The sequence below is a fragment of the Bradyrhizobium sp. B124 genome, assembly GCF_038967635.1.
Lineage (GTDB): Bacteria > Pseudomonadota > Alphaproteobacteria > Rhizobiales > Xanthobacteraceae > Bradyrhizobium.
This window is the reverse complement of sequence record NZ_CP152413.1, coordinates 5,915,789-5,928,796: the sequence shown is the minus strand read 5'-3', so window position 1 is coordinate 5,928,796 and position 13,008 is coordinate 5,915,789. Positions and strand designations below refer to the sequence as shown.

The following is a 13,008-nucleotide window of genomic DNA, read 5'->3' as shown; positions in this document are numbered from 1 at the left end:
CCCCTTAAACCGGGAACGCTAGCGTGCGCCCCTGTCAGGGTGTGAGCGTTGCGGATGGCGTGGGGACGTAAAAAAGGCGGTGCGCGCAAGGAGCCGCTGTTCGGGCTTCCGGCCGCGCTTGCCGACCTCCGACTGTCGCCCTCCGATCGCGTTCCCGGCGGTGGCGACGATACGCCCGCCAAATCCAAACCCAAAAGTAGCGATTCCGGTAGCGAGAAACCGCGCCCGTCGCGCAGCGGCAGCAAGCGGCGCAGCAAGTCGCGCGGTTTCGGCATCGGCCGCCTGTTCTATTGGACCGCGGTGCTCGGCCTGTGGGCGGGCATTGCTGTGATCGGTGTCGTGGTGTGGGTCGGCGCGCATCTGCCGCCGATCCAGTCCCTGGAAATTCCCAAGCGTCCGCCGACGATCCAGATCGTCGGCATCGACGGCAGCGTGCTGGCGCAACGCGGCGAAATGGCCGGTGCCAACATCGCGTTGAAGGACCTGCCGCCCTATCTGCCGAAGGCGTTCATCGCCATTGAAGACCGCCGCTTCTATTCGCATTTCGGCGTCGACCCGCTCGGCATTTTGCGCGCAGCCGTCACCAACGTGCTGCATCGGGGTGTATCGCAGGGCGGTTCGACCTTGACCCAGCAGCTCGCCAAGAACCTGTTCCTGACCCAGGAACGCACCATGCAGCGCAAACTGCAGGAGGCCGAGCTCGCGCTGTGGCTGGAACGCAAGCATTCCAAGAACGAGATCCTCGAGCTCTACCTCAACCGCGTCTATTTCGGCTCCGGCGCCTACGGCGTCGAGGCCGCGGCGCAACGCTATTTCGGCAAGTCGGCGAAGAACGTGACCTTGCCGGAAGCTGCGATGCTCGCGGGCCTCGTCAAGTCGCCGTCGCGGCTGGCGCCAAACCGCAACCCCGAGGGCGCCGAGCAGCGCGCGCAGGTCGTGCTCGCGGCGATGGCCGACGCCAAGTTCATCACCGAAGCGCAGGCAAAGGCCTCGATCGGCCAGCCCTCGATTGCGGTGAAGCCGGCCGGCGCCGGCACCGTGAACTATGTCGCCGACTGGATCGGTGAAGTGCTCGACGATCTGGTCGGCCAGATCGACCAGGACATCGTGGTGCAGACTACGATCGATCCGAAGCTGCAGAACGTCGCCGAAGCCGCCGTCATCGACGAGCTCGCCGCCAAGAGCGTGAAATTCAATGTCAGCCAGGGCGCGCTGGTGGCGATGACGCCCGACGGCGCGGTGCGCGCCATGGTCGGCGGCCGGAACTATGCCGAGAGCCAGTACAATCGCGCCGTCACCGCGAAGCGGCAGCCGGGCTCGTCGTTCAAGCCGTTCGTCTATCTCACCGCAGTCGAATCTGGGCTGACGCCGGACACGATCCGCACCGATGCACCGCTCGACATCAAGGGCTGGAAGCCGGAGAACTACACCCACGAATATTTCGGCTCGGTGACCTTGACCCAGGCGCTGGCGATGTCGCTGAACACGGTGGCGGTGCGGCTCGGCGTCGAGGTCGGCGCCAAGAATGTGGTGCGCACCGCGCACCGGCTCGGCATCTCCTCCAAGCTCGAGCCCAACGTCTCGATCGCGCTCGGCACGTCGGAAGTGTCCGTGATCGAGCTGGTCGGCGCCTATGCGCCGTTCGCCAATGGCGGCTACGCAGTGTCGCCGCATGTGGTGACCAAGATCCGCACCAGCTCCGGCAAGCTGCTCTATGATCGCCCGACGGAGCCGCCTAACCAGGTGATCGAACCGCGCTATGACGCGATGATGAACAGCATGATGCGCGAGACGTTGATCTCGGGCACCGCGCGCAAGGCCGAAATCCCCGGTTGGACCGCTGCCGGCAAGACCGGCACCAGCCAGGATTATCGCGACGCCTGGTTCATCGGCTACACCGCCAAGCTCGTCACCGGCGTCTGGCTCGGCAATGACGACAATTCGCCGACCAAGAAGGCAACCGGTGGCGGACTGCCGGTCGAAGTGTGGACCCGCTTCATGAAGGCCGCGCATCAGGGCGTGCCGGTCGCGGCGATCCCGAACTCGCAGGGCAGTTGGGCGCCGGCGAACCTGATGCAGATCTCGTCGCAGATATCAGCGCCTTCAGCACCGGCGGCACCGATGCAGATTCAACCGCCGATGCAGGCGCCGTCGCCCGCGCCGGTTCCGTCCGGCGGCGGCTATTATCGCCAGCCACCGCCGACGCCGGCCCGCGCCTCGGCGCCACCCAACCCGAACGCGCGGCCGGAGGCGGCGGCGGGGCTGGATGGATGGTTGGCGGATCGGTTGTTTCGGTAGGCCTCTAGTCCCTGACTACGTAGCCCGGATGAAGCGAAGCGAAATCCGGGATCGGTCGCGCCATTGGTGAAAGCTGCCCCGGATTTCGCTTCGCTTCATCCGGGCTACGCACCGCGCTTTCATTCACACTCAGTCCGTAGGATGGGTAGAGCGCAGCGAAACCCATCGCCTCTTGCACACGCCATGATGGGCTTCGCTGCGCTCTACCCATCCTACGACAGCGCCGCCTACTCCTGAATCCCGTAGCGATGCAGGTCGTTGCCGTAGGTGTCGAGCCAGTTCTTGGCGCGCGTCACCGACGCGCAGACCTTGTCGACCACCCGCCAGAACCGCGCCGAGTGGTTCATCTCGACGAGGTGCGCGACCTCATGGGCGGCGAGGTAATCGAGCACGAAGGGCGGCGCCAGGATCAGCCGCCACGAGAACGACAGCGAACCCGCCGAGGTGCACGAGCCCCAACGGCTCGACTGGTCGCGGATCGAGACTCGACGGACCCGTACGCCGAGTTCCGCGGCGTGCAGCTGCGCCGCCTTCTGCAGATCCTTGCGCGCCTCGCGCTTGAGGAAGTCATGCACCCGGCGATCCATGTGCTCGACGCCGCCGGCGACGCAAATGATCTTCTCGCCGCTGTCGCGCGTCTCGGTCCAGACCGTGCCGCGCTCGCCCGAGCGGTGCACCAGCCGATGTGGCACGCCGCGCAACGGCACCACGGTGCCGGGCTGGAACGGCGCGGCCTTCGGCAAACGGCCAAGACGGGCAGCGATCCAGCCGCCATGGATATTGGCGAACTCCTTGGCTTCCACGATCGTGCCGCGCGGCGGCATGGTCAGGATCGCTTCGCGATCGGTTGGATGAATCCTGAGCGTATAGCGGCGCGCGCGCCGGTGCCGGCGCAGCCTGACGGTGAAGAACTGGGAGCCGTGTCTGACCAATACGGTCGCGGGTTCGGCAGGCCGCCGATAGAGGAGCGCGCGAGTAGCCATTTCTGAGAGTCCGGGGAGCAGGAGTTCGCCCGAACTTTGCCATATCCGCCGCCAGGGAAAGCGCTCGGCGCAAAAACAAATCATTTGCCCAATATACAGGGGTTGGCCGTTAATTGACCTCTACTGGCAGGGGGCGGAACCGGATTTTTTCCGATGAATCGGAGTCACGAAAAAGGCCCAAGAGATGAAATTAAATTCATCACTTGAGCCTTGGCTGATTTGAGATTCTTTTAGTTAAATCAGTGACTTGCGCGACCGCGATAATCGCGGCCGGGGCGATACCTATTCGGCGGCGGCGACCAGGGAAAGCCGCGTATTGGCCGCCGAAACCATGAAATCGGAGATCCGCGGCACGATTTCGGAGCGGAACCGCGAGCCGTTGAACACGCCGTAGTGCCCGACGCCCTTCTGCACGTAGTGCACGCGGCGATGGTTCGGAATCGCGGTGCAGAGCGCGTGCGTTGCCTCGGTCTGGCCGAGGCCGGAGATGTCGTCCTTCTCGCCTTCGACCGTCATCAGCGCGACGCGGCGGATCTTCGACGGATCGACCGGCTTGCCGCGATGGGTCATCTCGCCCTTCGGCAGCGCATGCTTGACGAAGACGAGGTCGACGGTCTGCAGATAATACTCGGCGGTGAGATCCATCACCGCGAGATATTCGTCATAGAATTCACGGTGCTTATCGACGAGATCGCCGTCACCCTTCACCAGATTGGCGAACAACGCCTTGTGCGCGTCCATGTGCCGATCCAGGTTCATGCTGATGAAGCCGTTGAGCTGCAGGAAGCCCGGATAGACGTCGCGCATCACGCCCGGATGCGGGAACGGCACCTTGGTGATGACATTGTTGCGGAACCATTCGATGCCGCGCTCTCCCGCGAGGTTGTTGACCGCGGTCGGGTTGCGCCGGGTGTCGATCGGGCCGCCCATCAGCGTCATCGACAGCGGCACGAACGGGTCGTGGTTGGCTTCCATGACGGAGACGGCCGCAACGACCGGCACCGAGGGCTGGCACACCGCGACGACGTGCATGTTGCCGCCAAGCGCGTGCAGCATCTCGATCACGTAGTCGACATAGTCGTCGAGATCGAACCGGCCCTCCGCGAGCGGCACCATGCGCGCATCGGCCCAGTCGGTGATGTAGACTTCATGCGTCGGCAGGAACGCCTCGACCGTGCCGCGCAGCAGCGTCGCATAATGGCCCGACATCGGCGCCACGATCAGCACCCGCGGCTGCGGCGAGCGCAGCGGACGCGTCAGCTTGCGATCGAAATGCAGCAGACGGCAGAACGGCTTTTCCCAGACGGTGCGAACCTCGACCGCCGTGCGGATGCCATTGACCTCGGTCGTCGGCAGGTTCCAATCCGGCTTGCCGTAGCGGCGCGTGGTGCGCTCGAACAATTCGCAGCCGGCGGCGACCGACTTGCCGAACTCGGTGTGCGTCCACGGATTGAGCGGATTCTGAAACAGGATCTTGGTGGCGTCGGTGACGGCGCGTACCGGATTGAGCGACGCATGCGCCATCTCATACATCCAGTACAGCGGCGTCGTGAGTGCCGGGCTGCCTTCCGCCGCTAGTGGCGGGGCACCGCCAAATTCACCGATGGGCATAACGTTTTCAGACCCCTGTTTTGCGTCGCAGCATACTGACCAATGCGTAACAATGCGTCAATGCGACGCTAGCCGAATGTAGGGGCGATATCGGGCTAAAACACCGAGAATCCACGTGAAAGTGACATTTATTCACCACCCCCGAGCAGCGATCCGTTGCGCTTGGCGCTCTGCAAAAGGGCAAGGAAGACTGCAAAAGAGGCAACGAACAGGATGGCGTTGATGACCAGCGCCCATGCCATCAGGTCGGCACGGAAGACGTGATCGATCAGCAGCGACCGCATGCCCTCGAACACGTAGGTCGGCGGCAACGTCCAGGCGACATACTGCAGCCAGACCGGCAGCACCTCGACCGGATAGTAGATGCAGGCGAGCGGCATGACCGCGAACATCAGCGTCCAGACGATGCTCTCGGCGCCGAGCCCGTTGCGCAGCACAAGACCCGAGGCGAACACGCCGACCGACCAGCTCGTGAAGATCAGATTGCAGAAGAACGCGATCAGCGGCAGCCCGATGGCGTAGAAGTTGAAGCCGAAAAAGAACAGCGCCAGCAGCGTCATCGGGATCACGCCGATGGCGAGCCGGATCAGGCTCATGATCATCAGCGAGAGCAGGAATTCGATCGGCTTCAGCGGGCTCATCATCAGGTTGCCGAGATTGCGCGCCCACATCTCTTCCAGGAACGAGATGGAGAAGCCGAGCTGGCCGCGAAACAGGATGTCCCACAGGATCACGGCACCGATCAGCGTGCCGCCCGCCTTGGCGAAGAAGCCGGATGCCTGCGAGATGTAGTTCTGCAGGAAGCCCCAGGTGATGATCTGCAAGGCCGGCCAGTAGACCAGCTCCAGCAGCCGCGGCCATGACGACATCAAGAGATACCAATAGCGCAGCACCATCGCGTTGATGCGTTGCAGTGAAATGCCGCGCGGCTGATGGCTGACCATTTCGCTCATGGTGTGTCCTCTGGCGCGCCCTCCCGGAGGCGGCCGCGCGCCACGTCAAGAAACACCTCTTCCAGCGTGTCACGGTTGTAGCGCGCCATGATCCCCTCAGGGCTGTCGTCGTCCTCGATCTTGCCGCGCTTCATGATGATGACGCGGTCGCAGAGGCGTTCGACCTCCAGCATATTGTGCGAGGCCAGCAGGATGGTCGCGTTATGGGTCTTGCGGTAGGTCTCAAGATGCTGCCGCACCCAGTCGGCGGTATCCGGGTCGAGCGATGCGGTCGGCTCGTCGAGCAGCAGCAGGTCCGGCTCGTTGATCAGCGCCTTCGCCAGCGCGACGCGGGTCTTCTGCCCGGCGGAGAGCTTGCCGTTGGAGCGGTCGAGGAATTCCTTGAGATCGAGATCGGCCGCGAGCTGCTCGATCCGCTCGCGCAGATGCTTTACAGCATAGAGGCGGCCGAAGATGGTCAGGTTCTGCCGCACCGTGAGCCGCATCGGCATGTCGACATAGGGGCTCTCGAAATTCATCCGGCCGAGCACGTCGTAGCGCTGGTCGGGAATTTTCGCGCCCAGCACAGTGACGCTGCCCGAGGTCGGCAGCACCAGCCCCATGATCATCGCGATCGTCGTGGTCTTGCCGGCGCCGTTGCCGCCGAGCAGGCCGGTGATGCTGCCGCGCGCGATCCGGAAGGAGATATCGTCGACCGCGCGGGTGGTCTTGTAGACCTTGACCAGATGCGCAACGTCGATCGCGGCCGATCCGTCCTGATCGGCCGCGGGCGCCTGGTTGGCCGTTTGATTGGCCGCAGGCGCTTGCGCCTGACCTGTCCCGCGCTGTTGCATATGGCCGTCATTGAGCCATTGCGACAATAAGCGCAAGGCTTGCCCCGCGTGCTTGCGCTAAGTCGCGAATTTGTGCGCCGCCCACGGCACAGCTAAAGTCCAGAGATGACCGACTTCGCTTCCGATTTCCGCCAACCTCGCCGCTATGTCCGCCTGGATACGATCCTGCGGCTGCGCTGGCTCGCCGCGCTCGGCCAGCTCGTCGCGATCTTCATCGTGGCCCAGGGACTGGAATTCGACGTTCCGATCGTCCCCTGCGTCATCATCGTGACGTTCTCGGCGCTGCTCAATCTGGCACTGCAGATCGCGTTCAACCCGATGCAGCGGCTGGAGCCAGCCTATGCCGCGGCCCTGCTCGCCTTCAACATCGTCGAGCTCGGCGGTCTGCTGTACTTCACCGGGGGCTTGCAGAACCCGTTCTCGTTCCTGTTTCTGGCGCCGGTCCTGATCTCGGCCACGGTGCTGCCGATCCGCCTGACGATCGCGCTCGGCTGCCTTGCGGTCGCCTGCGCCTCGGCGCTGTTCTTCTACCATCTGCCGCTGCCGTGGGACGGCGACGATCCGCTGGTGCTGCCGCCGATCTATCTGATCGGCGTCTGGCTTTCGATCCTGCTCGCGATCGGCGTCACCAGCCTCTATGCATTCCAGGTGACCGAGGAGGCCCGCCAGCTCTCCGATGCGCTTGCCGCGACCGAGCTGATCCTGACGCGCGAGCAGCATCTGACCCAGCTCGACGGTCTTGCCGCCGCCGCCGCGCATGAACTCGGCACGCCGCTGTCGACGATCTTCCTGATATCGCGCGAGCTCGAGAAGACGGTGCACGACCCGGCGATCGCCGACGACCTCAAGACGCTGCGCGAGCAGGCGCAGCGCTGCCGCGACATCCTGAGCAAGATTGCGCAATTGTCATCGAGCGGCGCGCCGTTCGACACCATGAAGCTGTCGACCCTGATTGAGGAGGCGGTGGCGCCGCATCGCGATTTCGGCATCAACATCAAGGTGCGGCTTGCTGTCGCAGCAACGCGCGAACCGGTCGCCGCGCGCAATCCGGCAATCCTTTATGGCGTCGGAAACATTCTCGAAAATGCGGTCGATTTCGCGCACCAGACCGTCGAGGTGAACGCGTGGTGGAACGCCGAAACCATCGAGATCGTCGTCTCCGACGACGGCCCGGGCATCGCGCCTGACATGCTGAAGCGGATCGGCGAGCCGTATTTGTCGCGCCGCCGGGGCGCAGATGAGGCCCAAAATGCCCGTGGCGGCCTGGGTCTGGGCGTCTTCATCGCCAGGACGCTGCTGGAACGCACCGGCGCCAAGGTGTCGTTTACCAATCGCACGTTCCCCGATCACGGCGCCGTGGTGCAGATCGTCTGGCCCCGCGAGCGTTTCGAGGAAGCCGCGCCGGCCGACGAAACCGAAACCTAAGAACGATTCTTAATCGCAACTCTGGCATACCGGATGCATCGCTCTCTCCAGAGTTGCACGCGACTTTCGGCTGCCTTGGCAGCGCCGCAGTAGGACCCCATATAATAGGTGTCTGCCACAGGGAAAAATGGACCGTGAACGCCATCACTGAACTGAATGACCATGCCGACCGCTCGCTCCTCATCGTCGAGGACGACAAGCCGTTCCTGGAACGCCTGTCGCGCGCGATGGAGACGCGGGGTTTCGCGGTGAAGTCATGCGACACGGTGTCCGATGGTCTCGCCGAGATCGGCCGCGCCGCGCCGGCTTTTGCGGTCGTCGACCTCAGGCTCGGCGACGGCAACGGCCTCGACGTCGTCTCGGCGTTGAAGCGCAAGCGCCCCGAGGCGCGCGCGATCGTGCTGACCGGCTACGGCAACATCGCCACCGCCGTCACCGCGGTGAAGATGGGCGCCGTCGACTATCTCTCGAAGCCCGCCGACGCCGATGACGTCGTCGCCGCGCTGCTCGCGACCGGCACCGAGAAGTCCGAGCTGCCGGCCAATCCGATGTCGGCGGACCGCGTGCGCTGGGAACACATCCAGCGTATCTACGAGATGTGCAACCGTAACGTCTCGGAGACCGCGCGCCGCCTCAACATGCACCGCCGGACCTTGCAGCGCATCCTGGCCAAGCGCGCGCCACGCTAAGCGGCGTTTCATATGGTTTTACGATGGCCGGGCTTTGTCCCGGCCATTTGCTTTTGTCGTTTCGTAGCATTCGATCTCCTGTAGCCCGGATGGAGCGAAGCGAAATCCGGGGCAGCGCGATCCGCGGCAAGACTCACCCGGATTGCGCTGCGCTCCATCCGGGCTACGTAACTTCAACCCGTCATCCTGAGGTGCGAGCGCAGCGAGCCTCGAAGGATGGACGGCCCGGCTGGTGGCCGTGCATCCTTCGAGACGCGCTACGCGCTCCTCAGGATGACGGATCACGATAGTGCTTGCTCTTAAAACTCATGCCCTTGCGGATCGACCAGCCGGTTGATCCGCTGCGCTGCCGCCATCGCAAAGCGCACCGTCATCGCCTTGCGGGTTGCCGCCGGCAGGCGGTGCTCCGGCGCCTCGCAATGCAGATGCGCGCCATAGGCGTCGGCGACGATCAGGCCAGTGTCCGCGGGAAAAATCTCGCACGGCAGATCCTGCGTGAAGGCGAAGAACAACCGGTCGCAATGCATCCGATAGTCCTGCCATTTCTGGTCGGCGCGCAGATCCTCGAGCGATGACTTGATCTCGACGATCCAGATCTCGCCGCGTTCGTTCAGCGCGACCAGATCGGCGCGGCGGCCGGACGGCAGCGGCAATTCGCCGATGCAGGAGAATCCCAGCGATCTCAGAAGTCGCGCGGTGCCGCGCGCGATCGCCAGCGCAGTCTCCGACTGGCGTCGGTCGGGCGCGGGCACAAGCGCGATCTGGCGGGCGGACGATTCCATCGCTCCAGAATAGCCGATTCCGCGAGAGCATGATCCGGAAAAGTGCAGCGGCGCTCCGGCCAGGAACCCGCCGCCGCCTCGCCGCTTATCCCACGGCCGCCACCATCGGCGGATCGATGAGGGCTGCCTGGTGATCGACGACCTTTGGTACAAGAACGGCGTGATCTACTGCCTCTCCGTCGGCACCTACATGGATGCCAACGGCGACGGCATCGGCGATTTCAGCGGCCTGCTGCGGCGCCTGGATTATCTGCACGGGCTCGGCATCACTGCGATCTGGCTGATGCCGTTTCAGCCTTCACCCTGCAGGGACGACGGTTACGACATTTCGGACTATTACGGCGTCGATCCGCGCTACGGCACGCTGGGCGATTTCGTCGAATTCACCCATGGCTGCCGGCAACGCGGCATCCGCGTGATCATCGACCTCGTCGTCAATCACACCTCGGACCAGCACGCCTGGTTTCGATCGGCGCGCAGCGCAAAGGACTCGCCTTACCGCGACTGGTACGTCTGGTCGGACAAGAAGCCTGCCAATGCCAACACGGGCATGGTGTTTCCCGGGGTCCAGAAATCGACCTGGACGCGCGACAAGCAGGCAGGCGCCTGGTACTTCCATCGCTTCTACGATTTCCAGCCGGACCTCAACACGTCGAACCCGCACGTACAGGCCGAGATCCTCAAGATCATGGGGTTCTGGATCCAGCTCGGCGTCTCGGGCTTCCGCATGGACGCAGTGCCCTTCGTGATCGCAACCAAGGGCGCTTCCGTGCGCAAGCCCGTCGAGCAATACGACATGCTGCGATCGTTCCGCGAATTCCTGCAATGGCGCCAGGGCAACGCGATCATCCTCGCCGAAGCCAATGTCTTGCCCGAGACGGACATGGAGTATTTCGGTCGCGACGGCGACCGCATGCAAATGATGTTCAATTTCCACGTCAATCAGCATCTGTTCTACGCGCTGGCGTCAGCGGATTCGAAACCATTGGCGAAAGCACTGACGGCGACCAAGCCACGCCCCCCGACCGCGCAATGGGGCCTGTTCCTGCGCAATCACGATGAACTCGACCTCGGTCGCCTCACCAAGGCGCAGCGCGAGACGGTGTTCAAGGCATTCGGACCTGACAAGAGCATGCAGCTCTACGACCGCGGCATCCGTCGGCGCCTTGCGCCCATGCTGGGCGGCGATCGCCGACGTCTGGAGCTCGCTTATAGCTTGATGTGCACGCTCCCCGGCACGCCCGTGATCCGCTACGGCGACGAACTCGGCATGGGCGATAATCTCGACCTGCCCGAGCGCGCTTGCGCGCGCACGCCGATGCAATGGTCGACCGAGCCGCACGGCGGCTTTACCGAAAGCGATCGGCCATGCGTGCCAGTGATCGACAAGGGACCCTACGGCTATAAACACGTCAACGCCGCCAAGCAGCGACGCGACCCCAATTCGATGTTGAACTGGACCGAGCGCATTATCCGCATGCGCAAGGAAGTCCCCGAGGTTGGCTGGGGAGACTTCAAGATTATCGCAACCCGAAATCCTGCCGTCCTGATCATTCGTTACGACTGGCGCAACAACTCGGTGCTGTTCGTACACAATTTCGCGGAAAAGCCGCTCGAGATATCGTTCGACGTTGGGCTGCCCGACGACGCCGGCAATCACCTCGTCAACCTTCTGACCGAGGATCACAGCCGCGCCGACGATGGCGGCCGTCACAAGCTTCTGATCGAAGCCTATGGCTATCGCTGGTACCGGGTCGGCGGGCTCGACTATCTGCTCAAGCGCAGCGATATCGATACCAACGAGCCCCGCAGGCACGGTTAGTCATCCCGATGCGGCCCGAGGATCACGCCTTCATTGCCGCGCAGATCGAGCACGCCTTCGACCTTCTCGCCTTGGCGGTCCATCGAGGTCGACAGCAGGACCTCGTTGCTGAAGCCGATGGCGCTGGAGGAGACCGACGCGTGGGCCGCGCCGAAATTCAGCGCGATCACGACCACGCCCTCGGCGCTGCGCCGCCGGTAGAGCAGGACATCGCCGTGCGCCGTCACCGGCTCGTAGCTGCCGTGGACGAGCTGCGGCAGCTTTCGCCGTAGCGCGATCAGCGCCTTGTAGAAGTTGAGGATCGACGCCCGCTCCGCCTCCAGGCTCGCGACATTGTCGCGTGCGAAATCCTGCGCCAGCGGCAGCCACGGCCTCGCCGTCGAGAAGCCGGCATAGCGCTCGGCGCTCCACTGCATCGGGGTGCGGCAGCCGTCGCGGCCCACGCCGATGCCAGGCACGTTCTTCTCGAAGGGATCACGCACCTCGCTAGGGGCAATCGCAACCTGGCGCATGCCGATCTCGTCGCCGTAATATAGCGTCGGCGTGCCGCGCAGCGTCAGCAGCAGCATCGCGGCGACCGGCGCCTGCGCAGGCCCCACCCGGCTCGCCACCCGCGGCCGGTCGTGATTGCCGAGCACCCAGTTCGGCCATGCGCCCGGCGGCAGCGCCTTTTCATAATCGGCAATGATCTGCTCGACCGAGCGCGCGCTCCACAAGGTCGACAGCAGCGCGAAATTGAACGGCATCTGCGCGCCGCGCAGATCGTTGCCGTAATAGGCGACCAGCCGGTGCAGCGGCAGATAGATCTCGCCGATCAGCACGCGGTTGTCGAACTCCTCGGTGACGCGGCGCATCTCGGTGATAACAGCGTGGACTTCGAGCTGATCGGTCGAATATTGCGTCAGCAGCTTCTCGTGCGGCGGCCGGCCCTCGCGATAATGCGGGTTCGGCGGATTGTCGCGGAATTCGGCATCCTTGATCAGGTGCCAGATCACGTCGACACGAAAACCGTCGACGCCCTTGCGCAGCCAGAAGCGCATCACGTCATAGATCGCGTCCCTGACCTCGCCATTGCGCCAGTTCAGATCGGGCTGCTGGGTAAGGAACGCGTGATAATAGTACTGGCCAGAGGCCACGTCATACGTCCAGGCACTGCCGCCGAACTCCGACAGCCAGTTGTTCGGTGCACCGCCATCCGGCGCCGGGTCGCGCCAGATGTACCAGTCCCGCTTCGGGTTATCGCGCGAGCTCTTCGCCTCGACGAACCACGGATGCTGATCGGATGTATGGTTCGGCACCAGGTCGAGGATCAGCTTGAGGCCGGAATCGTGCGCGGCCGCGACGAGTTCGTCGAAATCCTCCATCGTCCCGAACAGCGGTTCGATGCCGGTGTAGTCGGAGATGTCGTAACCGAAATCGGCCATCGGCGACGGGAAGATCGGCGACAGCCAGACCGCGTCGACGCCAAGCCGCGTCAGATAGGGCAGTCGCGCGATGATCCCCCTGAGATCGCCGACGCCGTCGCCATCGCTATCCCCGAATGAGCGCGGATAGACCTGATAGAAGATGCCACGTCGCCACCAGTCCCTGTCGTCCCGATCCATCCCGTCCC

10 protein-coding genes are annotated in these 13,008 nt (G+C 64.0%); 4 read left to right on the top strand and 6 right to left on the bottom strand.

Annotated features, from left to right (window positions below):
- Positions 1-54: 54 nt before the first annotated feature.
- Positions 55-2,298, top strand: a complete 2,244-nt coding sequence (locus AAFG13_RS28160; RefSeq protein ID WP_212312083.1) for a penicillin-binding protein 1A — start codon at positions 55-57, stop codon at positions 2,296-2,298.
- Positions 2,299-2,525: 227 nt separating this feature from the next.
- Here the strand turns inward: AAFG13_RS28160 and AAFG13_RS28155 are convergent, their stop codons facing one another.
- From AAFG13_RS28155 to AAFG13_RS28140, 4 genes are all read right to left on the bottom strand, one after another.
- Entirely contained in the window at positions 2,526-3,365 is an 840-nt protein-coding gene (locus AAFG13_RS28155) for a SprT family zinc-dependent metalloprotease (RefSeq protein ID WP_212312085.1), read from the bottom strand.
- Positions 3,366-3,563: 198 nt separating this feature from the next.
- Positions 3,564-4,892 (bottom strand): polyhydroxyalkanoate depolymerase, encoded by a 1,329-nt coding sequence (phaZ, locus tag AAFG13_RS28150; protein ID WP_207834434.1) that lies wholly within the window; start codon positions 4,890-4,892, stop codon positions 3,564-3,566.
- A 128-nt stretch (positions 4,893-5,020) separates the two neighbouring features.
- The gene (locus tag AAFG13_RS28145) at positions 5,021-5,845 is read right to left on the bottom strand and encodes an ABC transporter permease (protein WP_212312087.1); all 825 of its coding nucleotides are present in this window, start codon (positions 5,843-5,845) and stop codon (positions 5,021-5,023) included.
- Complete coding sequence (locus AAFG13_RS28140) at positions 5,842-6,678, bottom strand: ABC transporter ATP-binding protein (RefSeq protein WP_342708847.1); 837 nt, start codon at positions 6,676-6,678, stop codon at positions 5,842-5,844. The genes AAFG13_RS28145 and AAFG13_RS28140 overlap by 4 nt, the downstream gene beginning before the upstream one ends.
- A 105-nt stretch (positions 6,679-6,783) precedes the next feature.
- Between AAFG13_RS28140 and AAFG13_RS28135 the strand changes: the two genes are divergently transcribed.
- Positions 6,784-8,103 carry an ActS/PrrB/RegB family redox-sensitive histidine kinase gene (locus AAFG13_RS28135; protein WP_342708846.1) on the top strand — a complete coding sequence of 440 codons (1,320 nt, stop codon included), beginning with the start codon at positions 6,784-6,786 and terminating at the stop codon, positions 8,101-8,103.
- A 134-nt stretch (positions 8,104-8,237) separates the two neighbouring features.
- Positions 8,238-8,792, top strand: coding sequence for an ActR/PrrA/RegA family redox response regulator transcription factor (locus tag AAFG13_RS28130; RefSeq protein WP_016845514.1), 555 nt, complete (start codon positions 8,238-8,240; stop codon positions 8,790-8,792).
- A gap of 299 nt (positions 8,793-9,091) precedes the next feature.
- Here the strand turns inward: AAFG13_RS28130 and AAFG13_RS28125 are convergent, their stop codons facing one another.
- Positions 9,092-9,574, bottom strand: a complete 483-nt coding sequence (locus tag AAFG13_RS28125; RefSeq protein WP_212312093.1) for an MmcB family DNA repair protein — start codon at positions 9,572-9,574, stop codon at positions 9,092-9,094.
- A gap of 130 nt (positions 9,575-9,704) precedes the next feature.
- Here AAFG13_RS28125 and AAFG13_RS28120 point away from each other — a divergent pair, with 130 nt between their 5' ends.
- On the top strand, positions 9,705-11,396 hold the full coding sequence (locus AAFG13_RS28120) for an alpha-amylase family protein (protein ID WP_212312095.1): 1,692 nt from the start codon (positions 9,705-9,707) through the stop codon (positions 11,394-11,396).
- On the opposite strand, the gene AAFG13_RS28115 is transcribed toward AAFG13_RS28120, so the two are convergent.
- The gene (locus AAFG13_RS28115; protein ID WP_342708845.1) at positions 11,393-13,000 is read right to left on the bottom strand and encodes an alpha-amylase family glycosyl hydrolase; all 1,608 of its coding nucleotides are present in this window, start codon (positions 12,998-13,000) and stop codon (positions 11,393-11,395) included. The two genes, AAFG13_RS28120 and AAFG13_RS28115, sit on opposite strands and share 4 nt — an antisense overlap.
- Positions 13,001-13,008 lie beyond the last annotated feature (8 nt).

Bases quoted from the DNA above. Each gene is read 5' to 3' on its own strand.
- phaZ (WP_207834434.1), bottom strand. From the start codon at position 4,892: ATGCCCATCGGTGAATTTGGCGGTGCCCCGCCACTAGCGGCGGAAGGC.
- AAFG13_RS28155 (WP_212312085.1), bottom strand. From the start codon at position 3,365: ATGATTTGTTTTTGCGCCGAGCGCTTTCCCTGGCGGCGGATATGGCAA.
- AAFG13_RS28160 (WP_212312083.1), top strand. From the start codon at position 55: ATGGCGTGGGGACGTAAAAAAGGCGGTGCGCGCAAGGAGCCGCTGTTC.
- AAFG13_RS28125 (WP_212312093.1), bottom strand. From the start codon at position 9,574: ATGGAATCGTCCGCCCGCCAGATCGCGCTTGTGCCCGCGCCCGACCGA.
- AAFG13_RS28145 (WP_212312087.1), bottom strand. From the start codon at position 5,845: ATGAGCGAAATGGTCAGCCATCAGCCGCGCGGCATTTCACTGCAACGC.
- AAFG13_RS28135 (WP_342708846.1), top strand. From the start codon at position 6,784: ATGACCGACTTCGCTTCCGATTTCCGCCAACCTCGCCGCTATGTCCGC.
- AAFG13_RS28115 (WP_342708845.1), bottom strand. From the start codon at position 13,000: ATGGATCGGGACGACAGGGACTGGTGGCGACGTGGCATCTTCTATCAG.
- AAFG13_RS28140 (WP_342708847.1), bottom strand. From the start codon at position 6,678: ATGCAACAGCGCGGGACAGGTCAGGCGCAAGCGCCTGCGGCCAATCAA.